Origin of the sequence: Streptomyces sp. NPDC050448, assembly GCF_040655295.1 — a bacterium.
In the GTDB taxonomy this organism is placed as follows: domain Bacteria; phylum Actinomycetota; class Actinomycetes; order Streptomycetales; family Streptomycetaceae; genus Streptomyces.
Genome location: NZ_JBFAJR010000021.1, coordinates 19620 through 41928 on the forward strand (window position 1 = coordinate 19620; position 22309 = coordinate 41928).

Here is a 22309-nt window from a genome sequence, read left to right on the forward strand (position 1 = left end):
CCTCGACACTCCGACAGGTGGGCAGGGCAGCGTATGACCGTCGAGCCGTTGATCGAGCTGCGGGACGTCAACAAGCACTACGGGGCGCTGCACGTCCTCCGGGACATCAACCTCACCGTCGGCCGCGGGGAGGTCGTGGTGATCATCGGCCCGTCCGGTTCCGGGAAGTCGACCCTGTGCCGGACCATCAACCGCCTGGAGACCATCGAGTCGGGCACCATCAGGCTCGAGGGCAAGCCGCTGCCCGAAGAGGGCAGGGAACTGGCCGCGCTCCGCGCCGATGTGGGGATGGTCTTCCAGTCCTTCAACCTCTTCGCGCACAAGACCGTCCTCGCCAACGTGTCGCTCGCGCAGATCAAGGTCAGGCATCGCAAGAAGGCAGAGGCCGACGAACGCTCCCGGGAACTGCTCGCCCGCGTCGGCCTCGCCGACCAGGCCCCGAAGTTCCCCGCCCAGCTCTCCGGCGGCCAGCAGCAGCGCGTCGCCATCGCCCGTGCCCTGGCCATGAACCCCAAGGCGCTGCTCTTCGACGAGCCCACCTCCGCCCTCGACCCGGAGATGATCAACGAGGTGCTGGAGGTCATGCGGCAGCTCGCCGCCGACGGCATGACCATGGTCGTGGTGACCCACGAGATGGGCTTCGCCCGCTCCGCCGCCAACCGGGTCGTGTTCATGGCCGACGGCGGGATCGTCGAGGAACGGATGCCGGAGGCCTTCTTCACCGCCCCGCAGAGCGAGCGGGCCAAGGACTTCCTCTCCAAGATCCTCAAGCATTGAGCGGCGGGCCGATGAAGCGAACCCGCGGCGCGCGGCTGCGTACGCGCCTCCCCGGCGCCGCGGCCGAACCCGGAACGGTGCTGCCGGGCGGTTCACGGTAGCTCCGAAGAGCCGCCCCGTCCGGCAGCAGCCGCAGATCACTGCTCGCGCAGAGGTACCGAGACGTACGAGGGATCGGTGCGCGGCGAGGAGAAGGTCAGCTGCGCGCCGGTGGGGTTGTGCTCGATGCAGAAGACGGCGGCGGGACGGACTTACCGGAAGTAACCTATCGGTAAGTCACGCGCTGGTAGCGAGCGAACGCGCGTCAGGTGCGGTGATCAGCCGTTCTGGGGAGCGCCGCTCAGCGCGCTCTTGGCCTTCCACTCGTCCCAGGACAGGTTCCACTCGCCGTAGCCGTTGCCGACGTCGGCCTTGCCCTTGGAGCCGTCGCCGGTGACCTCGACCAGGTCGCCGACCTGGGCCTCGGCGAAGAGCGCCTTCGCGTCGGAGTCGCTCATCCCCACGCAGCCGGAACTGGTGTTGGCCCGGCCGAAGTTGTCGTTGTTCCACGGCGCGGCGTGGATGTACATGCCCGACCAGGTCAACCGCATCGAGTAGTCGACCATCTTGTCGTAGGAGTCGCCCAGGCCCACCGTCTGGGAGTCCATCCGGATGGTGCCCTCCTTAGCCATCAGCACCATCTTTCCGGACCAGGAGGCCTTCTGGCCGCCGGGTGTGCCCGCCGAGACGGGGATGGTCTTCACCGCCTGGCCGTCCTCGGTCACCGTCATCTTGTGGGTGTCGAGGTCGACGTGCAGCCGGCGGTCCTTGCCGATCTTGAACTCGGTGTTGTAGTCCTTGACGAACATCCCGCCGCCCTGGCCCGAGTCCACCCCGTTGAGGTTCATCTCGACCTTGACGTCGGTGCCGGACTTCCAGTACTCCTTCGGCCGCCAGTCCACCCGGTCGTTGCCCGAGTAGTCCTTGAACCAGCCCCAGGACCCCTCGGTGTTGTTCGAAGTGGTCACCTTCAGGTGCTTCTCGACCTCGGCCTTGTTCTTCACCGGGTTGTCGAAGGCGATCGAGACCGGCTGGGCGATGCCCACCACCGCAGTGGCCTTGCCCGGATTGATCGTGACCTTGTTCACCTTGTCGGCGGCGGCCGTCTTGAACTGGGCGCTCGCGCTCTGGCTGTCGGTGTTCTGCGCCTCGACCTTGTAGTCCGTGCCCGGCGAGGCGTTGCGCTCGGAGGTCCACGTCTTGCCGTCGTCGGCTATCTTCCCGGGCAGTTCGCCGCCCTTGCCGTCGGACACCTTCACCAGGGCCAGCTTGCCCTCGGTGAGGGTCACCTTCACCGGCTCGCCGGGCTTGGCCTGATCGCCCGTGAGGTTCACGGACATCGCCATGTCCGGCTTCTTCTTCATCTCCGCGTTGCCGGACCCGCTCCCGCCCGAGCCGCCCCCGCAGGCGGTCAGCGCGGCGGCCAAGAGCGCGGTCCCGGCCAGCATGGCATGGCGACTGCGTGCGATACGGCGTGTGCGGCTCACGAAAACCCCTCCAAGTAACGATCGTCCGCAAAAGGAGATGCGAACGGCACGACTGTAGGTTGCGCAATCCGCCGAAAAGATCGGACTTTCGGTTGTGACGTGGACCGCAGCGAAACGGTCACCGTCCGGTCACAATCGCCGCGCACATCGGTCATGGACACCTGTGGGAGTCCTGTGCGTCCCGCTTCCCCGGACGTACAGGAAGGCCGATCCGCCGTGTGCGCGCTCCTCGTGATCCCCGCCCCGCGACACCCGTTCCCGAACCAGGAGCTGAGCGTGCGTCCGCTGTCCGTTCCCGAATACCAGGGCTTCCTTTCGCGGAACCGGAATGCGAGCTTTCTCCAGTACCCGTCCTGGGCCCGCGGTATAAAGACCTCTGGCGCTTCGAAAGGGTCGGATGGCACTACCCGGACGGAGGAATAGCGGGTGCCGGACTGGTCCTCTACCGGCAATTCCCGGGCACCCGCAAATACTTCGCCCATCTCCCCGAAGGCCCTGTCGCCGACTGGTCCGACCCCCAGGACCCGGTCGGCGCCGCCCTCGGCCGACCGGCTGCGCACCCGCGGCTGGAAGCGCTGCGGCGGCGAGGACGACGGCGACGCCCAGCCTTGCAGTGGCGCATGACGCGGGACGCCCACATCCTCGGCGCGGACGCGTACGACATGCGCGGGGTACCCTCCACCCTTGACCCCGACGAACGATCTTTCGGGCTGCTGCGCTGGAAGCTCGGCACCGGCGGGCAGATCGTCGAAACGCTCGGCGAGTGGGAGACCCCGATGGACGGATACGGCAACGCGGCGCGGCACAAGGCCTTCCAGGCCCACCTGGCCCGCCGGTGACCACCACCGACACCAGACCGGCGACCGGTCCGTCCGCCGACGGCGCCGCGGACCCGGCGCCCGGGAAGTCCTCGGTGCTGCGCAGCGGCGCCCTCATGGCGGCCGGCTCGATCGTCTCCCGCGCCACCGGCTTCGTCCGCTCCGCCGTCGTCGTCGCCGCGCTCGGCACCGGGCTGCTCGGCGACAGCTACGCCGTCTCCAACACCGTCCCGAACATCCTGTACATGCTGCTCATAGGCGGCGCGCTCAACGCGGTCTTCGTGCCCGAGCTCGTCCGGGCCGCCAAGGAGCACGAGGACGGCGGAGCCGCGTACACCGACCGGCTGCTGACCGCCTGCACCGCGGCGCTCCTGGTCCTCACCGCCGTCGCCGTCCTCGCGGCGCCGCTGATCGTCTCGGCATACACCCCGTACACCGGGCCCCAGGCGAGCACCACCGTGGCCCTGGCCCGGTACTGCCTCCCGCAGATCCTCTTCTACGGGCTGTTCACCCTGCTCGGCCAGGTGCTCAACGCCCGCGGGCGGTTCGGCGCGATGATGTGGACGCCGGTCCTCAACAACTTCGTGATCATCGGCGTCTTCGGGCTGTTCCTCTACGTCTCCCACGATGCGGCGGACGGCCTGACGGCCGGCGAGACCCGGCTCCTCGGCCTCGGCACCACCGCCGGCATCGTCGTCCAGGCCCTCGCCCTGGTCCCCTCGCTGCGCGCCGCCCGCTTCCGCTGGCGCCCCCGCTTCGACTGGCGCGGCAGCGGCCTGGCGCGCCCGCTGCGCAACGCGGGCTGGCTGGTCATGCTCGTCCTCACCAACCAGATCGGCTACTGGGTCGTCACCCGCCTCTCCACCGCCACCGGACGGCACGCCGCCCTGGCCGGCCTCGCGGGCGGCGCCGGGTACACCGCGTACAGCAACGCCTACCAGCTGTGGATCGTCCCGCAGGGCATCGTCACCGTCTCCCTCGTGACCGCCCTGATGCCCCGGATGAGCGTGGCCGCCGCCGACGGCGACCTCGGCGCGCTCCGCCGGGACGTGTCGTACGCGCTGCGCTCCAGCGCCGCCCTCGTCGTCCCGGCCGCCGCACTGTTCGCGGCGCTCGCCCCGTGGGTGATGGGCAGCGTGTTCGGATACGGGCGCACGGGCGCCGCCGACACCGAGGTCATGGCGGGCATGCTCATGGCGTTCGCGCCCGGCCTGATCGCCTTCTCCGGCCAGTACGTCCTCTCGCGCGGGTTCTACGCCCTCTCGGACACCCGGACCCCGTTCTTCCTGAACCTGGTCATCGCCGCCCTGAACGCCGCGCTGTCGGCCGCCGCCTACCTCCTGCTGCCGCCGCGCTGGGCGGTCACCGGCATGGCGGGCGCCTACTCCGTCGCGCTCTTCGCGGGCATGGCCGTCACCGCGTACACCCTCTCCCGGCGGCTCGGCCCGCGCACGGGAACCCGTACCGGGCGGCGTGCCACCGCGGTCCGCACCCACCTGCGGCTGCTGATCGCCTGCGGGCCCGCGACCGGCGCCGGATACGGGGCCGCCCGCGCCGCCGAGCGGTTCGGGGACTTCGCCGCCGTCGGCGCCGGAACCGTGGCCATCGCGGTCGTCGTCGTCCTTCTCGCCAGGCCGCTGCGCCTCACGGAAATCACCGACCTGCTGGACTCCCTGCGGCGAAAGACCGGCCGTTAGCAGGAGAAAAAGCCCCGAACCACCTTGGACGACGACCGGATGCCACGCGTACTGCTGATCGAGGACGACCCTTCCATCCGGGAAGGAGTGGGGCTGGGCCTGCGCCGCCGCGGCCACGAGGTGAGCGCCGCCGAGACCGGCGAGGCGGGCCTCGCGCTCATGGGGAGCTTCCTCCCGGAGCTGGTGCTGCTCGACCTCATGCTCCCCGGGATGAACGGCGTGCAGGTCTGCCGCCGCATCCGCGAGACCAGCCAGGTCCCGATCATCATGCTGACCGCCCGCGGCGACGACTTCGACATAGTCGTCGGCCTCGAGGCCGGCGCCGACGACTACATCGTCAAGCCCGCCCGCACCGAGGTCATCGAGGCCCGCATCAAGGCCGTGCTGCGCCGCCTCGGCGCCCCGGCGGGCAGCCGCCCCGAGGTCGAGTTCCACGGCGAGCTCGCCATCGACCGCGCCGGGCTGGCCGTCGCCAAGAACGGCGAGCGCGTCCCCCTCGCCCCCAGCGAGCTCAAGCTCCTGCTGCACCTGTCCGCCTCGCCCGAGCAGGTCTTCTCCCGCCAGCATCTCCTCGAGTACGTGTGGGAGCACAGCTACCACGCCGACGCCCGGCTCGTGGACGCCTGCGTACGCCGGCTGCGCACCAAGGTCGAGGACCCCGACGGCAGCCCCCGCTACATCCAGACCGTACGGGGCTTCGGCTACCGCTTCGGACCGCTGTGAGGCGCATCGCGCCGCTCGGGCTGCGCACCCGGCTGATCGCGGCCTTCCTGCTGGTCGCCGCGATCAGCGCGGTGACCACGGCCGCGCTGACCTACCAGCAGGCCCGCACCGCGGTCCTCAAGCAGAGCCAGGACACCGCGGTCAGCACCCTGCGCGACCTGGTGGAGGCCCAGCCCCTCCAGCTGCCGCTGGACCAGGCGCAGCTCCAGCGCATCGTCAACGACCTGGGCAAACGAGGCAAGCCGCACCCGTGGAGCGTCTTCGCCGAGTACGGCACCCTGCGGGCCTCCAGCACCAGCGCGGCCACCCCCGCCGTGGTCACCGAGCAGCTCCGCCGCCAGGTGACGGCCCATCCGCACGGCGCCTTCCAGCGGGTGACCGACGCCGCCGGCACCCCGTACCTCGCCGTCGGCATGCCGGCCGTCTTCCTCCACAACGACACCCGGGAACCCACCGGTCTGGTCGTCTTCGCGACGATGCCCCTGGCCACCGAGGGGAAGACGGTCGAGGCCATGGTCGAAGCCGCCAAGCGCGGCGCCGTCCCGGGCCTCGCCATCGCCGTCATCCCCGCCCTGCTCGCCGCGCGCAGCGTACTGCGCCCCGTACGGGACATGCGCCGCGCCGCCCAGCGCCTCGGCCTCGGCCGCCTCGACACCCGGATCGAGGTCCGCGGCGCCGACGAGCTCGCCGGACTCGCCCGCACCTTCAACGAGACCGCCCGCGCCCTCGAACAGTCCGTGAGCGAACTGCGGGACGCCGAGGCCCGGGCCCGCCGCTTCGCCTCCGACGTCTCCCACGAACTGCGCACCCCGCTCTCCGGGATGCTCGCCGTCACCGAGGTCCTGGACGAGGACGCCGAGCGACTCGACCCCGACACGGCCGCCGCCCTGCGGCTGGTCAGCGCCGAGACCGGCAAGCTCGCCGTCCTCGTCGAGGACCTCATGGAGATCTCCCGCTTCGACGCCCGCGCGGCCGAGCTCAACCTCGACGACGTCGACGTGGCCGAGGCCGTGCGCAAGAGCCTCGAGCGCCGCCACTGGGACGACGAGCGGGTGGTCACCGACCTTCCGTCGCAGGTCCGCGCCCGGCTCGACCCGCGCCGCTTCGACGTGGTCCTCGCCAACCTCGTCGGCAACGCCCTCAAGCACGGCGGAGCCCCGGTCCACGTCACCGTGCGCGCGCAGCCGCGGCCCGGCGGCCCCCGGCTGCTGATCGAGGTGGCCGACAGCGGGCCCGGCATCGCCCCCGAGGTCCTGCCGCACATCTTCGACCGGTTCTTCAAGGCCGACGCCGCCCGCACCCGCTCCGCGGGCAGCGGCCTCGGCCTCGCCATCACCCTGGAGAACGTCCGGCTGCACGGCGGCACCCTGCGCGCCGCGAACGGTCCGGCCGGGGGAGCCGTTTTCACGCTCGACATGCCCCTGGAGGCCGACGCATGACCCGGGTACGGGCGGCCGCGGCCGCCACCGCCGCCCTGCTGCTGGGCGGGCCGCTGCTCACCGGCTGCGGGATCAAGACCACCGGGGTCATCGAGAGCGGAGCCGCCGCGAAGGTGGTCGTGCCGGGGGCCAACACCAAGGGGACGGTGTACTTCGTGACGTCCGACGGGCGGCTCGCCCCCGTGCCCGAGCCGGAGCAGCCCGCGGTGTCGCCGGGCGCCGTCCTCATCCGGCTGCTGATCGGCCCCACCGAACAGGAGAGGGCCGCGGGCCTCCAGACCCGGCTGCCCGCGCTGGACATCAAGAAACAGGGCGCCAGTGCCGGGACGAGCGTCGTGTCGTCGGACACCATCGAGGTCGGGGTGCCGTTCAAGGTCGGTAGCCTGTCCGAGACGGGCCGCCGCCAGCTGGTGTGCACGGTGGCCTCCGCCAACCCGCAGTACCGGGTGGTCCTGCGCGGCCCGGACCTCGACCTCGGCCCCGCCCGCTGCGACCTCGGCGGCTGATCGTCCCCTTGCGGGGCGGCCGGTGCTCCCGCCACCGTGGCCCCATGGACCCCGCCGCGTACGTGCCCGACGTCTTCGACCCCCGGATCTACGCCGCCGGGATCCCGTACGGGGCCTACCGGCTGCTGCGGGACCGCCACCCGGTCGCCTGGCAGGAGGAGCCGGAGATCCAGGGGTGGCCCGCCGGCCCCGGCTTCTGGGCGGTCACCCGGCACGCCGACGTGGTCCGGGTGCTGCGCGACCACGCCACGTACTCCTCCTGGCTCGGCGCGACCCAGATCCGCGATCCCGACCCGGCCGACCTGCCGTTCCTGCGGCGCACCATGCTCAACCAGGACCCGGCGAAGACCGCGGGCGGCCACGGGCGGCTGCGCCGGCTGGTCTCCCGCACCTTCACCCCCGCCCGGGTCGACGCCTTCGCCTGCCGGGTCCGCGAACGGGCCCGCACCCTGCTCGCCACCGCCCGCGCGAAGGCCGAGGACGGCGCCGCCGACGTGGTCCGCACGGTCACCGACGAGTACGCACTGCTCAACCTGTCCGACCTGTTGGGCGTCCCGCCCGCCGACCGGAGCCTGCTGCTGGAGTGGACCGTACGGATCATCGGCTACCAGGATCCCGAGGACGCGCCCGCGCCCCCGCTCGGCGGCGACGGCAAGCCCCTCAACCCGCGCTCCCCGGCGCTGCTGGGCGAGATGTTCTCGTACGCCCGGGAACTGGCCGCCCACAAGCGCGCGCACCCCGGCGACGACGTCATGACCGCGCTCGCCGGGGCCGGACTGGACCCGGCCGAGCTGGAGATGTTCTTCTTCCTGCTCACCGTCGCGGGCAACGACACCGTACGCAGCGCCGCCCCCGGCGGACTGCTGGCCCTGGCCCGCGACCCGGGCGCGTACCGCCTGCTCGCCGACGGCCGGGCCCCGGTGCACACCGCGGTGGACGAACTCCTGCGCGTCCACCCGCCGGTGCTCAGCTTCCGCCGCACGGCCGCCGTCGACACCGAACTCGCCGGGCAGCCGATCCGCGCCGGGGACAAGGTGGTGGTCTTCCACGCCTCCGCCAACCACGACGAGCGCGTCTTCACCGACCCCGGGCGCCTCGACCTCGGCCGGACGCCCAACGCGCACGTGTCCTTCGGGGACGGTCCGCACGTCTGCCTCGGCGCCCACTTCGCCCGGCTCCAGCTGCGCGTGCTCTACGAGGAGTGGCGCGCGGCCATGCCGGCCCCGGAACTCGCGGGCCCGCCGCGCCGGCTGGTGTCGAACTTCATCAACGGGATCACACGGCTGCCGCTGCGGGTGTCCGGGCCTGCCGGGTGACGTCCGCCAGCAGCTCGACCACGTCCGGGCCGTAGGCATCGGAGTTGTTGACCTTCAGCACCACGCAGAAGGAGTCACCGCGGTAGCGGCGCGCCAAGTCCTTGTGGTGGCGCGCCAGATAGCGGGCGCCCGCCTGGTTGCTGATCGCGGTCTGGCCGGATACCAGGAACACCGGCCGGCTCCCCGGCCCGGTCGTCAGCCGGGCCAGCAGCACGTGGTCGATCTGGCCCTTCTGCCAGCGGTACGTCTCGCCGCCGACCTGGATCGCCCCGCGGTCCGGACCCGGCTCGCTGGACTGGTCGACCCGGACGCCCGGCAGCATGGAGGCCAGGTGGGCCGCCGTCCGCGCATTGGATATCGGCCCGCCCACGCAGAACTCGGCGCGCTCGCCGAAGCCCTGACGGACCGCGTCGTGCGAGACGATCTGCAGGTTCGCCCCGCAGTCCTTGATCAGCGCGGATATCTCCAGCAGCGCGAAGGCGTCGTTGCGGTGCACAGCCCCCTCGGAGTCGCCCATCTTCCGGTTGACCACGAACAGGCAGTCGGAGCCGGTGGGCAGGCCGAAGAAGGCCTGCTTGCGGCGCAGCGTACGGCGCCACAGATAGGTCCGGGAGAACCAGCCGAAGCCGCCGCTGATGGCGGTGGCCACCACTCCGAGCACGATGTTGCGCACGTCGTCGTTCATGCGCCGGATGCTAGCCCGCACGGGGTCTTCCTGACGCGGGGGGTGCGGTGAAGTTACAGTGCCGAGTTCAGGCCTGTCCGGTGGGGTCCGACAGGCCGTCGACTGGAGGTACGGATGCGTCGTTCCGCCACACGTCAGTTAGCGCTCGTCGCCCTCGCCGGAGCGCTGGTGTCCACCGGCGCCGCGGCCCCGCCGTCACAGGCGGCCGCCGGCACTCCGGCCAAGGTCCCGGTCGCCGCCGGCTACGGCGGAGCCGTCGCCAGTGTCGACGCCGACGCCTCCGCCGCCGGCATCGCCGTCCTGCGCTCCGGCGGGAACGCCGTGGACGCCGCCGTCGCGACGGCCGCCGCGCTCGGGGTGACCGAGCCGTACTCGGCCGGTATCGGCGGAGGCGGCTACTTCGTCTACTACGACGCACGGTCCCGCCGGGTGCAGACCATCGACGGCCGCGAGACCGCGCCCGCCACGGCCACCGCCGGCCTGTTCCAGGAGAACGGGGTCCCCATCCCCTTCGAGCAGGGCCAGACCAGCGGCCGCTCGGTCGGCGTCCCCGGCACCCCGGCCACCTGGAAGAGCGCCCTCGACGCCTGGGGCACCCGTCCGCTCGGCCGGCTCCTCGAGCCCGCCGAGAAGCTGGCCCGCGACGGATTCACCGTAGACCCGACCTTCCGGGCCCAGACCGAGCTCAACCAGGACCGCTTCAAGGACTTCCCGGACACCAGGAAGCTCTTCCTGCCCGGCGGCGCCCTGCCGGTGGTCGGCTCCACCTTCAAGAACCCCGACCTGGCGGCCACGTATGCGGAGCTGGGCCGCAAGGGCACCGGCGCGCTCTACCGGGGCCCGATCGCCGAGGACATCGTCCGGGCCGTCCGCAAGCCCCCCGTGGACCCGGCCGCCACCCGGATCGTCCGCTCCGGCGACCTGACCACCGGCGACCTGCGCGCGTACGCGACCAAGCGCCAGGCACCGACCCAGGTGAGCTACCGGGGCCTCGACGTGTACGGCATGGCGCCCTCCTCCTCGGGCGGCACCACCGTCGGCGAGGCGCTCAACATCCTGGAGCGCACCGACCTCTCGAAGCTGTCCGAGACCCAGTACCTGCACCGGTTCATCGAGGCCTCGCGGATCTCCTTCGCCGACCGCGGCCGCTGGGTCGGCGACCCGGCCGCCGAGAACGTGCCCACCAAGGAACTGCTCTCGCAGAGGTTCGCCGACTCGCGCGGCTGCCTGATCGCCCCGGACCGGACGCTGACCAGCCCGCTGGCCCCCGGCGACCCGCGCCACCCGGCCGCCTGCGGAGGCTCGGGCCAGGCAGCCCCGACCACGTACGAGGGGGAGAACACCACGCACCTGACGGTCGCCGACCGCTGGGGCAACGTCGTCTCGTACACCCTGACCATCGAGTCCACCGGCGGCAGCGCGATCACCGTCCCGGGTCGCGGGTTCCTCCTCAACAACGAGCTGACCGACTTCTCCTTCGCCCCGGCGGCTCCCGGGGTCCCGGACCCGAACCTGCCCGGCCCCGGCAAGCGGCCGCGCTCGTCCATGTCTCCGACCATCGTGCTGGAGGACGGGCGTCCGGTGCTCGCGGTGGGCTCCCCGGGCGGCGCCACCATCATCACCACCGTCCTGCAGACCCTGATCGGGCACCTGGACCGCGGGCTGCCGCTGGTCGACGCCATCGCGGCGCCGCGGGCCAGCCAGCGCAACCAGACCACCACCGAGCTGGAGCCGGGCCTGTGGAACAGCCCGGTGCGCACCGAACTGGAGGCGCTGGGACAGGGGTTCCGGCAGAACCCGGAGATCGGCGCGGCGACCGGGGTCCAGCGGCTCCCGGACGGGCGCTGGCTGGCCGCCGCCGAGACGAGCCGGCGCGGCGGGGGCTCGGCGATGGTGGTCCACCCGCACGGGAAGCCGTAGGACTCAGAGGGCGGTGAGGATCCTCGGGCCGTCGGCGGTGATCGCGACCGTGTGTTCCGCGTGCGCGGCGCGGCTGCCGTCGACGGTCCGCAGGGTCCAGCCGTCCCCGTCGCACCGGTAGTCGTCCGTACCGCCCGCGACCAGCATCGGCTCGATCGCGAGGACCATGCCGGCGCGCAGCTTCATGCCGCGCCCCGGCAGGCCCTCGTTGGGCACGCCCGGGTCCTCGTGCATGCTGCGGCCGATGCCGTGGCCGCCGAAGCCGTCCGGGATGCCGTACCCGGCGGAGCGGCAGACCGTGCCGACGGCGTGGGCGATGTCGCCGATCCGGTTGCCGGGCAGCGCGGCGGCGATGCCGGCCGCGAGGGCCGCCTCGGCGGTCTCGATCAGCCGCAGGTCGGCCGGGCGCGGCCGGCCGACGGTGAAGCTGACCGCCGCGTCCCCGACCCAGCCGCCGAGCTTCGCCCCGCAGTCGATGCTGACCAGGTCGCCGTCGCGCAGCCGGTAGCCGTCGGGGATGCCGTGCACGATCGCGTCGTTGACCGAGGCGCAGATCACCGCGGGGAAGGGCACCGGCGCGAACTCCGGCCGGTAGCCGAGGAAGGGCGAGCTCGCGCCGGCCCCGGCCAGCACCTCGCGGGCCACCCGGTCCAGGTCCAGCAGGGACATCCCGACCCGTGCGGCCTCCCGTACGGCGGCCAGGGTCTGGGCGACGACCCGGCCCGGGGCGCGCATTGCGTCGATTGACTGTTCCGTCTTCAGTTCCACCATGCCAATAACTATACCGGTATAACTGTAACGGGATAATTATTGGGGGAGGGGGTAGGATGCAGGCATGGTCCGGACACCTCTCACCCCCGAAGAGCGCGAGCGCGGCGAACGCCTGGGCGCGCTGCTGCGCGAGGCCCGCGGAGGCCGCAGCATGGTCGAGGTCGCGGCGAGCGCCGGGCTGTCCGCCGAAACCCTCCGCAAGATCGAGACGGGCCGCGCGCCCACCCCGGCCTTCTTCACCGTGGCCGCCCTGGCCGAGGCGCTCGGGCTGTCCCTGGACGATGTGCTGCGCCGCTGCTCCTTCGTCCCCGCCTGACGCCCCTCCGGCCTGCGGACCTGCGGTTTCTTTCGGGCGGGCCCGGCGGGCCGAACGGCCCAATCGGCGATCGGAGCGGCCGGGCGCGGGGCAGGCGTGAAAGCGTGTCAGCCTCGAACGCTTCCAAACGACTCGGTTTCGGACTCCTCGGCGCCCTCCTCGCGGCAGGTCTGCTGCTCGCCGTCTGCACGGCGCCCGAGGGCCGGGCCCACGCCAGGGCCCCGGCTGGCGCGGTCCTCCGCGACCCCGGGACCGCGGGACCTCGGGCGCCGGACCGCGCCCCGTCGCCGCGCCGGCCGGGGATCGCGGGACAGCCCTTAGGCTCCGCGGATGACTCTCGATGAGCTGGACCAGGGCAAGTACGTCAGCCTCACCACCTTCCGCAAGGACGGCACACCTGTCGCGACGCCCGTGTGGGCGGTGGCCGACGGTGGTGAGCTCTACGTATGGACGCGCAGCGATTCCTGGAAGGTGAAGCGGATCCGCAACAACGGGCGGGTCACGGTCGGCCCCTGCGACGTGCGGGGGCGGGTCGCGGAAGGGGCGCCCGTGCTGGAGGGCGAGGCGCGGCTCCTGGACGAGGCCGGGCTGAAGCGGGTGCGCAAGCTGATGCTGCGGAAGTACACCTGGCAGTTCTGGGCGCTGGACGTGCCGGCCGCGGTGGCCCGGCTCGGGAAGCGTCCGCACACCGCGATCGCCGTCAAGCTTTGAGACTCCCGTAGCCCTCCCGTAACACCGGTGGGATCCAATGCGGGCATGGAGACCGCGACTTCGCTGGTGATCGGTCAACTCTCGGGCTACTTACGCGGGTTGATGGAGAGACTCGATCCGGGGGCAGGCTGGTACGGGGAGTTCCTGCGTCGGGATCCGGAAGGCCTGCGGGCCTGCCTGGACGGGGCCGCGATGCCGCCGTGGGACGTGCTGGAGTCCCTGCTCACCGACCTCGCGGGGGCCAGGGGCGCCGAGTTCGCGGTGCGGGAGACGCAGTACGCGGCCCGGCTGCGGGCCGCGGCGGTCGCGGTGTGGGACCGGCTGCCGGGCGGCGCGGAGGAGCTGCGGACCCTGCTGGCGGCGGCCGCCGACCAGCGGGCCGTCTCGGAGGCGGCGGTCCGCGGGCTGACAGCGCGGCTGGCCGCCACGACGGACCGGACCGAGGCGGACGCGCTGACCCGGGAACTCGCCTGGACCCGCGACGACGCGGCCAGGGCGGCAGCCCGCCAAGAGGACCTGACCGCCCGCCTCACCGCCTTGCCGGCGGACCTTGCGCAGGCCGGGCAGCCCGCCTCCCGGTGGTCGGTCCGGCCGGGCCCCGCCTCGCCCGGACCGGCCTGGTCCGGCGACTCCCGGCCCGCCGGAGCCGATCCGTCGGCGGGTATGGCCGGTGCAGGTCAGCCCTTCGGGGCGCAGCCCGCGCCACCGCTCGGCAGCCCGGCGGCCGCCGCCGCCGGCCCGTACCGGGACCTGCCCCGGGCGGGACGGCCCGCTGACGGGTCGGGCCCGGGCCGGGGCGGCGTCTCCCGGCCGGGGCCGGAGCCGGGGATGCGGCGCAGCCGGGCGGGGCGTGGGCCGGCGGTTGGGGAGCCGCCGGAGCGCCGGTGTCCGTCGAGCGGCAGTCGGGCCCAGGCGGGGTGGCGGAGCCCGGGGCCTCAGTGGGCGGGCAGCAGCCCGGAGCCTCGTGGCCGGCCGGGGCCGGGGCTGGGGATGCGGCGCAGCCGGGCGGGGCGTGGGCCGGGGTCGAGGACGGCGGGCCGTTGCCCGGGGTGCCGCGGCAGTGGCAGGCGGGGGAGGACCGGGCGGAGCCGCCCGTCGCGCGGGCCGAGGGGCGGTGGCTGCGCGGGGCGCGGCGGGCCGGCGGGGCCCGGTACGCAGGCACCGCGGCCCCCGCCGCCTTCACCCCGCCGCCCGGGCACCCGGGCGCGCCCGCTCCTGCGCCCCGCGGCGCGCGCTTCGGCCGGCCCGACCCCGGGGCCGAGCTCCCTGCTCCCCGCGGAGCCCGCTTCGCGCCCCCGCCGATCGGCCGCCCCCGCTTCGCCCCGCCGGAGCCGGATGCACCGTCTGCCACCGGGGGCCGTTCCGCGGTGCCGGAGCCGGAGGTGTGGTCCGCCGACGGGGGCCGTTCAGCGCCGCCGGAGCACGAGGTGCCGTCCGTCGGCGGGGGGCGTTTTGCGGCCACGGGGTCGGACGGGCAGGCCGGTGGCGGGATTCCGGGGGTGATCGCCGAGTTGGTGGCGCTGCGCGCCCAGGGGCGGAGCGGGGAGGCGCACGCGCTGCTCTGCGAGGCCGCCGCCCGGCCCGCCGAGTGGCTGCCCGGGTTCGCCGCCGAGCTGGTCCGCGCCGGGCTCGGTGCGGACTGGGCCACGCTGCTGTGGGAGGCCGCGTCGCTCCCGCCCGAGCGGCTCGCCGCGGCCGCCGCCGCCCTCGGCGAGGCCGGCCGGCACGCCGACTGCGAGGCGCTGCTGCGCCAGGGCGCGGCCCGCCCCGCCCCCGAGATCGCCGACGCCGCCCTGGCCCTGGCCGGGGCCGGCCGGACTCACGAGGCCGACGCCCTGCTCGGCGCCTTCGTCAAGGTCCGCACCGCGGAGGAGGCGGTCCGCCTCGCCCGCCGTGATCCGCAGTGGTTCACCCCCCGGCTGCTCCGGGCCGCCGAGTCCCTCTCCCTCACCCACCACCGTGACCTCGTACACGCCCTCCGCGTTGCGAAACCGCCCGTCTCCTGACCGCATTCGACCGCTGGTCGTCCTTACGTGATCGACTAGGCCAACCGCGCACGGCGGTCTTGCCCCACGGTGTGACGCGGCCTACGTTCTACTCCCTACACACACCGTCTACGTGCGTAGAACTCGGCGTTCCCGTCGCGAGGAGCAGCTCATGGCCCAAGTCGTCCGCGCCGCACTCGTCCAGGCCACCTGGACCGGAGACACCGAGTCGATGATCGCCAAACACGAGGAGCACGCCCGCCGGGCCGCCGCCCAGGGCGCGCAGATCATCGGCTTCCAGGAGGTGTTCAACGCCCCGTACTTCTGCCAGGTCCAGGATCCCGAGCACTACCGCTGGGCCGAGCCTGTGCCCGACGGCCCCACCGTCCAGCGCATGCAGGCGCTCGCCCGCGAGACGGGCATGGTCATCGTCGTACCGGTCTTCGAGCTCGAGTCCGAGGGCTTCTACTACAACACCGCCGCCGTCATCGACGCCGACGGCAGCTACCTCGGCAAGTACCGCAAACACCACATCCCCCAGGTCAAGGGCTTCTGGGAGAAGTACTACTTCCGCCCGGGCAACCTCGGCTGGCCCGTCTTCGACACCGCCGTCGGCCGCGTCGGCGTCTACATCTGCTACGACCGCCACTTCCCCGAGGGCTGGCGCGCCCTGGGCCTGGCCGGGGCCCAGCTGGTCTACAACCCCTCGGCCACCCACCGGGGTCTGTCCTCCTACCTGTGGCAGCTCGAACAGCCCGCCGCGGCCGTCGCCAACGAGTACTTCGTCGCCGCGATCAACCGCGTCGGCCAGGAGGAGTACGGCGACAACGACTTCTACGGCACCAGCTACTTCGTCGACCCGCGCGGCCAGTTCATCGGGGAGGTCGCCAGCGACAAGGAGGAGGAACTCCTCGTCCGGGACCTCGACTTCGACCTGATCAAGGAGGTCCGCGACCAGTGGGCCTTCTACCGCGACCGCCGCCCCGACGCCTACGGAGGGCTCGTACAGCCTTGACTCCTCCTCCTGCAGCAGGGGGATTCCTGGCTCACGTTGCCTGCGAACCGGCGGTCCGACAGGTCTTGCACGATCAGCACCAGCCGGGTGGAGGCCAGCCCGGACGAGCATCATGCGGGCGGAGTTCCTGTCCCTGGGAGACAGGGCTCCGCACGCGCAGCACTCGTAGATACGTTCGGAAAGAGGTAGTGCGTGCTTGGCTCTTGCTCCGCACCGGGCGCAGTCCATCGTGGTGTGCGCGGGGTTCACGAGGTGCAGCTTCCTGCCGTGCTTGCGGGCCGTGTTGATCAGCTCGGCCTTGGTGACTTGGTCGTCGCTGGTGGTGGTCGCGGTTTCCTGCACGCCCCGGTCGATGCCTGTGCACCGGACGGTCCTTTCGAGGACTTCGGCCGGAGCCGCCACGACGAACGAGGCGTACCAGTGTCCGAGGCCGTCGCGGTAGACACGCACGCTGGACGGTTCGGACGGAAGGTCTCGCGACGACCACACCACCGTCACGACGGTGCCGCCCGCGAGATGCAGCCGGCCGGCCTTCACCCGGAATCCGCAGCGGGTGTGGTTCGGCGCTGGAGCGGCCAGGTTCTTCTTCTTGTGCTCCGGCATCCCAGCACGCTTGCCCCTGATGGCGACTCGCCTTTTCCTGCCCTGCTCCGCAGGGGTCCGATTTCTCCCCAGCCCGAAGGCCGGGGCATCCTCGGAGGTGTCCGGTGACCAACCCGATCCCCCTGCACAGCCGCCACCAGGCCGTCCTGCCCGACTGGCTCGCGCTCTACTACCGCCGCCCCATCGAGCTCACGCACGGCGAGGGCCGTCACGTCTGGGACGCCGACGGCAACCGCTACCTCGACTTCTTCGGCGGCATCCTCACCACGATGACCGCCCACGCGCTGCCCGAGGTCACCAAGGCCGTCTCCGAGCAGGCCGGCCGGCTCATCCACTCCTCCACCCTGTACCTCAACCGCCCGATGATCGAGCTGGCCGAGCGGGTCGCCGCCCTGTCCGGCATCCCCGAGGCGCGGGTCTTCTTCACCACCTCCGGCACCGAGGCCAACGACACCGCCCTGCTGCTGGCGACGGCGTACCGCCGCTCCAACCAGATCCTGGCGATGCGCAACAGCTACCACGGCCGGTCCTTCTCCACCGTCTCCATCACCGGCAACCGAGGCTGGTCCCCGACCAGCCTCTCGCCGCTCCAGACGTACTACGTCCACGGCGCCGTCCGCACCCGCGGACCCTTCGCGCACCTGAACGACACCGAGTTCACCGCCGCCGCCGTCGCCGACCTCGAGGACGTGCTCGGCCAGGCCCGTGGCGGGGTCGCCGCGCTCATCGCGGAGCCCATCCAGGGCGTCGGCGGGTTCACCGCCCCGCCCGACGGGCTGTACGCGGCCTTCCGCAAGGTCCTCGACCGGCACGGCATCCTCTGGATCAGCGACGAGGTGCAGACCGGCTGGGGCCGTACGGGCGACCACTTCTGGGGCTGGCAGGCCCACGCCCAGAACGGGCCCCCGGACATCCTCACCTTCGCCAAGGGCATCGGCAACGGCATGTCCATCGGCGGGGTCGTGGCCCGCGCCGAGGTGATGAACTGCATCGACACCAACTCCATCTCCACCTTCGGCGGCTCCCCGGTCACCATGGCGGCCGGCGTCGCCAACCTCGCGTACCTGCTGGAGCACGACCTCCAGGGCAACGCCCGCCGCGTCGGCGGCCTGCTCCTGGAACGGCTGCGCGCCATCGCCGCCACCGTGCCCGCCGTACGGGAGGTCCGCGGCCGGGGCCTGATGGCCGGGCTGGAGCTGACGAAGCCCGGCACCGACGAGGCCGACCCGGACGCGGCCGCCGCCGTCCTGGAGGCCGCCCGCGAAGGCGGCCTGCTGCTCGGCAAGGGCGGCGGGCACGACACCAGCGTGCTGCGCATCGCGCCGCCGCTGTCCCTCACCGTCGCCGAGGCGGAAGAGGGCGCCGACATCCTCGAACGGGCCCTGCGCAGCATCGTGTAACCGGGAGGCGCCGCACATGTCCATCCGCACCCTGATCCGCGGCGGCCTCGTCATCACGGCCGCCGACGAGCTCCATGCAGACGTACTGGTCGAGGACGGCCGGGTGGCCGCCCTGGCGGCCCACGGCTCGGCGGCCGCCGAGGCCTGGACCGCCGACCGCACGATCGACGCGAGCGGGAAGTACGTCATCCCCGGCGGGGTCGACGCCCACACCCACATGGAGCTCCCCTTCGGCGGGACCGCCGCCTCGGACACCTTCGAGACCGGGACCCGGGCCGCCGCCTGGGGCGGCACCACCACCATCGTCGACTTCGCCGTGCAGAGCATGGGCCAGGCCCTGCGCCAGGGGCTCGACACCTGGTACGACAAGGCCGACGGCAAGTGTTCCATCGACTACGCCTTCCACATGATCCTCTCGGACGTCAACGAGGGGACCCTGAAGGAGATGGACCACCTGATCGGGGAGGGCGTCACCTCGTTCAAGCTGTTCATGGCCTACCCCGGCGTCTTCTACAGCGACGACGGGCAGATCCTGCGCGCCATGCAGCAGGCCTCCGGCAACGGCGGGCTGATCATGATGCACGCCGAGAACGGCATCGCGATCGACGTCCTCGTCGAACAGGCCCTGGCCCGCGGCGAGACCGATCCCCGCCACCACGGCGAGGTCCGCAAGGTCCTCCTCGAGGCCGAGGCCACGCACCGGGCGATCCAGCTCGCCCGGGTGGCGGGCTCCCCGCTGTACGTGGTCCACGTCTCGGCGCAGGAGGCGGTGGCCGAACTCGCCGCCGCCCGCGACAAGGGCCTGCCGGTGTTCGGGGAGACCTGCCCGCAGTACCTGTTCCTGTCCACCGACAATCTCGCGGAGCCCGATTTCCAGGGCGCCAAGTACGTCTGCTCCACCCCGCTGCGGCCGCGCGAGCACCAGGCCGCGCTGTGGCGGGGCCTGCGGACCAACGACCTCCAGGTGGTCTCCACCGACCACTGCCCGTTCTGCTTCCGCGGCCAGAAGGAGCTCGGCCGCGGCGACTTCTCGAAGATCCCGAACGGGCTGCCGGGCGTGGAGAACCGGATGGACCTCCTCCACCAGGCCGTCCTGGACGGGCACATCAGCCGCCGCCGCTGGATCGAGATCGCCTGCGCGAGCCCGGCCCGGATGTTCGGCCTCTACCCCCAGAAGGGCACCATCGCGCCCGGCTCCGACGCCGACATCGTCCTCTACGATCCGCACGCCGAGCAGGTCATCTCCGCCGAGACGCACCACATGAACGTGGACTACTCGGCGTACGAGGGCAAACGGATCACCGGCCGCGTCGACACCGTGCTCTCGCGCGGCGAACTCGTCATCGACCGGCGCGAGTACACCGGCCGGGCCGGTCACGGCGTGTTCATCCCCCGCTCCACCTGCCAGTACCTCTAAGGAACCGTGATGGACTTCGGCCTCGTCCTGCAGACAGACCCGCCCGCCTCCCAGGTGGTCAGCCTCATGAAGCGCGCCGAGCGCAACGGCTTCCGCTACGGCTGGACCTTCGACTCCGCCGTTCTCTGGCAGGAGCCGTTCGTCATCTACAGCCAGATCCTCGCGAACACGCAGAAGCTGCACATCGGCCCGATGGTCACCAACCCCGGCACCCGTACCTGGGAGGTCACCGCCTCCACCTTCGCCACCCTCAACGACATGTACGGCAACCGCACGGTGTGCGGGATCGGCCGCGGCGACTCCGCGATGCGGGTCGCCGGGCGCAAACCGAACACCCTGGCCCGGCTGGGGGAGGCCATCGACGTCATCCGGGACCTCGCGGAGGGCCGCGAGGCGGAGGTCGACGGCAACGCCCTGCGGCTCCCGTGGGTCCGGGACGGGAAACTCCCCGTCTGGATGGCCGCGTACGGGCCGAAGGCGCTGGCCCTCGCCGGCGAGAAGGCTGACGGGTTCATCCTCCAGCTCGCCGATCCCTACCTCACCGAGTGGATGGTCGGATCGGTCCGTGAGGCCGCCGAACGGGCGGGCCGCGATCCGGGCGCGGTCACGATCTGCGTGGCGGCGCCGGCGTACGTGGGCGAGGACCTGGCCCACGCCCGCGACCAGTGCCGCTGGTTCGGCGGGATGGTCGGCAACCACGTCGCCGACCTGGTCGGCCGCTACGGCGAGCACTCCGGCATGGTGCCGGACGCCCTCACCGAGTACATCAAGGCCCGCAAGGGCTACGACTACAGCCACCACGGCCGCGCCGGGAACCCGTCCGCCGACTTCGTGCCGGACGAGATCGTGGACCGCTTCTGCCTGCTCGGCCCGCCCGAGGCCCACATCGAGAAGCTGCGGGCCCTGCGCGACCTGGGCGTCGACCAGTTCGCCCTGTACGACATGCACGACGCGAAGGAGGCCACCATCGACGCGTACGGGCAGCACGTCATCCCGGCGCTCGGATCCTGACGCCCGGGCCCGGACCGGGCCCGGATCCCGACCCGAAGGGAGCGCGCTCATGCTGGACCACACCATCGGCGACACCCCGGACCGCGTCGAGCTCGCTCCCGGCGAAGTCCCCTCCGACGGCCGCTTCGCCAACCCCGACCTCCTGCCCGTACCGGTCGAGGCCAGGCGCTGGACGACGTACAACTTCACGGCCCTGTGGGTCGGCATGGCGCACAACATCCCCTCCTGGCTGCTCGCCTCCGGGCTGGTGGCCCTGGGGATGGACTGGAAGCAGGCAGTCTTCACCATCGCGCTGGCCAACCTCATCGTGCTGGTGCCGATGCTGCTCACCGGGCATGCCGGTCCCAAGTACGGGATCCCGTTCCCGGTGCTGGCCCGGGCCTCGTTCGGAGTGCGCGGAGCCAATCTGGCCGCGCTGATCCGGGCCGCCGTGGCCTGCTGCTGGTTCGGGATCCAGACCTGGATCGGCGGGTCCGGGATCTACGTCCTGCTCGGCGAGATCTTCGGCGGCTGGGCGGCCGCGGAGAAGATCGCCGGCCAGCCCTGGCCGCTGTGGCTGTGCTTCATCCTCTTCTGGGCCCTCGAACTCGCCATCATCTACCGGGGGATGGAGACCCTGCGGCGGTTCGAGAACTGGGCCGCGCCGTTCGTCATCGTCGGCGCGCTCGCGCTCTTCGCGTGGATCGGGGTGAAGGCGGGCGGCTTCGGCGAGCTGCTCGACCAGCCGTCCAGGCTCGGCTGGGGCGAGGACTTCTGGGCGGTCTTCTTCCCGTCGCTGATGGGGATGATCGCCTTCTGGTCCACCCTCTCGCTCAACATCCCGGACTTCACGCGCTTCGGCGCCGGCCAGCGCTCCCAGATCCTCGGGCAGACGCTCGGCCTGCCGACGACGATGACCCTCTTCGCGCTGCTGTCGGTGTTCGTCACCTCCGGGTCGGAGGCGGTGTACGGCACCCCGATCTGGGACCCGGTGGAGCTGGTCGCCAAGGCCGACAGTGTCTTCGGACTGCTCTACGCCCTGGTGACGGTGCTCGTCGCGACGATCTCGGTCAACATCGCGGCGAACGTCGTCTCCCCGGCGTACGACCTGGCCAACCTGGCCCCCCGCCGGATCGACTTCCGCCGGGGCGCGCTGATCACGGGGGTGGTCGGTGTACTGATCATGCCGTGGAAGCTGACCTCCACCCCCGAGCTGTACATCTTCACCTGGCTCGGCCTGGTCGGCGGTCTGCTCGGCACGGTCGCGGGCATCCTCATCGCGGACTACTGGATCGTGCGGCGCACCCGGCTGTCGCTGCCCGACCTGTACCGGGAGGGCGGGCCGTACTGGTACACGGGCGGCTGGAACGTCCGGGCGGTGGCGGCCTTCCTGGTCGGCGGGGTGCTGGCCATCGGCGGCTCGCACTCGGCCCCCGGCCAGGGCCCCTTCCCCGAGGACGGGCTGATCCCCCTCCTGAAGCCGCTCGCGGACTACGGCTGGGCGGTGGGCCTGGCCTCGTCGATGCTGCTCTACACGATGCTCATGAGCCGTCGGCATCCCGACCGGGATCTCCCGTACCTCAGCCACTCACACCAGGAGTGACGCGCTCGACCCTCACGTGGCGTCACGCCGCATGGCCGGTGACGTGGAAGAGCACCTGACCGTGGCACGTGTGGCCGAGCCTGCCGCACCG

General features: G+C 72.3%; 18 protein-coding genes and 2 pseudogenes. 16 read left to right on the forward strand and 4 right to left on the reverse strand.

Annotation, left to right across the window (positions count from 1 at the left end):
- Positions 1 to 33 precede the first annotated feature (33 nt).
- Positions 34 to 777: an amino acid ABC transporter ATP-binding protein gene (locus tag AB0I68_RS23560; protein ID WP_363179326.1), complete on the forward strand. Its 744-nt coding sequence runs from the start codon at positions 34 to 36 to the stop codon at positions 775 to 777.
- Positions 778 to 1094: 317 nt separating this feature from the next.
- Here the strand turns inward: AB0I68_RS23560 and AB0I68_RS23565 are convergent, their stop codons facing one another.
- Positions 1095 to 2264: an Ig-like domain-containing protein gene (locus AB0I68_RS23565; RefSeq protein WP_363179410.1), complete on the reverse strand. Its 1170-nt coding sequence runs from the start codon at positions 2262 to 2264 to the stop codon at positions 1095 to 1097.
- Positions 2265 to 2579: 315 nt separating this feature from the next.
- Between AB0I68_RS23565 and AB0I68_RS23570 the strand changes: the two are divergent.
- From AB0I68_RS23570 to AB0I68_RS23595, 6 genes and pseudogenes are all read left to right on the forward strand, one after another.
- Positions 2580 to 3142: pseudogene (locus AB0I68_RS23570) on the forward strand (peptidoglycan bridge formation glycyltransferase FemA/FemB family protein).
- 74 nt (positions 3143 to 3216) lie between these two features.
- Positions 3217 to 4818, forward strand: a complete 1602-nt coding sequence (murJ, locus tag AB0I68_RS23575; RefSeq protein ID WP_363179411.1) for a murein biosynthesis integral membrane protein MurJ — start codon at positions 3217 to 3219, stop codon at positions 4816 to 4818.
- Positions 4819 to 4857: 39 nt separating this feature from the next.
- A complete protein-coding gene (locus AB0I68_RS23580; protein ID WP_363179327.1) occupies positions 4858 to 5541 on the forward strand; it encodes a response regulator transcription factor in 684 nt (227 codons plus the stop codon).
- Positions 5538 to 6980 carry a HAMP domain-containing sensor histidine kinase gene (locus tag AB0I68_RS23585; RefSeq protein WP_363179328.1) on the forward strand — a complete coding sequence of 481 codons (1443 nt, stop codon included), beginning with the start codon at positions 5538 to 5540 and terminating at the stop codon, positions 6978 to 6980. Before AB0I68_RS23580 ends, AB0I68_RS23585 begins: the two co-directional genes overlap by 4 nt.
- The gene (locus AB0I68_RS23590; RefSeq protein ID WP_363179329.1) at positions 6977 to 7486 is read left to right on the forward strand and encodes a hypothetical protein; all 510 of its coding nucleotides are present in this window, start codon (positions 6977 to 6979) and stop codon (positions 7484 to 7486) included. The genes AB0I68_RS23585 and AB0I68_RS23590 overlap by 4 nt, the downstream gene beginning before the upstream one ends.
- 44 nt (positions 7487 to 7530) lie before the next feature.
- On the forward strand, positions 7531 to 8802 hold the full coding sequence (locus tag AB0I68_RS23595) for a cytochrome P450 (protein WP_363179330.1): 1272 nt from the start codon (positions 7531 to 7533) through the stop codon (positions 8800 to 8802).
- On the opposite strand, the gene AB0I68_RS23600 is transcribed toward AB0I68_RS23595, so the two are convergent.
- Positions 8762 to 9487 (reverse strand): hypothetical protein, encoded by a 726-nt coding sequence (locus AB0I68_RS23600; RefSeq protein ID WP_363179331.1) that lies wholly within the window; start codon positions 9485 to 9487, stop codon positions 8762 to 8764. The genes AB0I68_RS23595 and AB0I68_RS23600 overlap by 41 nt on opposite strands.
- Before the next feature lie 114 nt (positions 9488 to 9601).
- Between AB0I68_RS23600 and ggt the strand changes: the two genes are divergently transcribed.
- Entirely contained in the window at positions 9602 to 11407 is a 1806-nt protein-coding gene (gene ggt, locus AB0I68_RS23605; RefSeq protein ID WP_363179332.1) for a gamma-glutamyltransferase, read from the forward strand.
- A 3-nt stretch (positions 11408 to 11410) separates the two neighbouring features.
- On the opposite strand, the gene map is transcribed toward ggt, so the two are convergent.
- Positions 11411 to 12178, reverse strand: coding sequence for a type I methionyl aminopeptidase (gene map, locus AB0I68_RS23610; protein WP_363179333.1), 768 nt, complete (start codon positions 12176 to 12178; stop codon positions 11411 to 11413).
- 64 nt (positions 12179 to 12242) lie between these two features.
- Between map and AB0I68_RS23615 the strand changes: the two genes are divergently transcribed.
- From AB0I68_RS23615 to AB0I68_RS23630, 4 genes are all read left to right on the forward strand, one after another.
- Positions 12243 to 12494: a helix-turn-helix transcriptional regulator gene (locus tag AB0I68_RS23615; protein ID WP_363179334.1), complete on the forward strand. Its 252-nt coding sequence runs from the start codon at positions 12243 to 12245 to the stop codon at positions 12492 to 12494.
- Between the two features lie 330 nt (positions 12495 to 12824).
- Positions 12825 to 13205 (forward strand): PPOX class F420-dependent oxidoreductase, encoded by a 381-nt coding sequence (locus AB0I68_RS23620; RefSeq protein ID WP_363179335.1) that lies wholly within the window; start codon positions 12825 to 12827, stop codon positions 13203 to 13205.
- A gap of 938 nt (positions 13206 to 14143) precedes the next feature.
- Positions 14144 to 15211, forward strand: a complete 1068-nt coding sequence (locus AB0I68_RS23625; RefSeq protein WP_363179336.1) for a hypothetical protein — start codon at positions 14144 to 14146, stop codon at positions 15209 to 15211.
- Positions 15212 to 15362: 151 nt separating this feature from the next.
- Positions 15363 to 16205 (forward strand): nitrilase-related carbon-nitrogen hydrolase, encoded by an 843-nt coding sequence (locus AB0I68_RS23630; protein ID WP_363179337.1) that lies wholly within the window; start codon positions 15363 to 15365, stop codon positions 16203 to 16205.
- Between the two features lie 12 nt (positions 16206 to 16217).
- On the opposite strand, the pseudogene AB0I68_RS23635 reads toward AB0I68_RS23630, so the two are convergent.
- Positions 16218 to 16874 (reverse strand): annotated as a pseudogene (locus tag AB0I68_RS23635) (transposase); the annotation flags it as partial.
- A 38-nt stretch (positions 16875 to 16912) separates the two neighbouring features.
- Between AB0I68_RS23635 and AB0I68_RS23640 the strand changes: the two are divergent.
- From AB0I68_RS23640 to AB0I68_RS23655, 4 genes are read left to right on the forward strand one after another with little or no spacing between them, the layout of a single operon-like run.
- Positions 16913 to 18208, forward strand: coding sequence for an aspartate aminotransferase family protein (locus AB0I68_RS23640; RefSeq protein WP_363179338.1), 1296 nt, complete (start codon positions 16913 to 16915; stop codon positions 18206 to 18208).
- Between the two features lie 16 nt (positions 18209 to 18224).
- Positions 18225 to 19625, forward strand: a complete 1401-nt coding sequence (gene hydA / locus AB0I68_RS23645; RefSeq protein WP_363179339.1) for a dihydropyrimidinase — start codon at positions 18225 to 18227, stop codon at positions 19623 to 19625.
- A gap of 9 nt (positions 19626 to 19634) precedes the next feature.
- Complete coding sequence (locus AB0I68_RS23650) at positions 19635 to 20636, forward strand: TIGR03842 family LLM class F420-dependent oxidoreductase (protein WP_363179340.1); 1002 nt, start codon at positions 19635 to 19637, stop codon at positions 20634 to 20636.
- Positions 20637 to 20685: 49 nt separating this feature from the next.
- Positions 20686 to 22218 carry an NCS1 family nucleobase:cation symporter-1 gene (locus tag AB0I68_RS23655; protein WP_363179341.1) on the forward strand — a complete coding sequence of 511 codons (1533 nt, stop codon included), beginning with the start codon at positions 20686 to 20688 and terminating at the stop codon, positions 22216 to 22218.
- Positions 22219 to 22309: the final 91 nt, after the last annotated feature.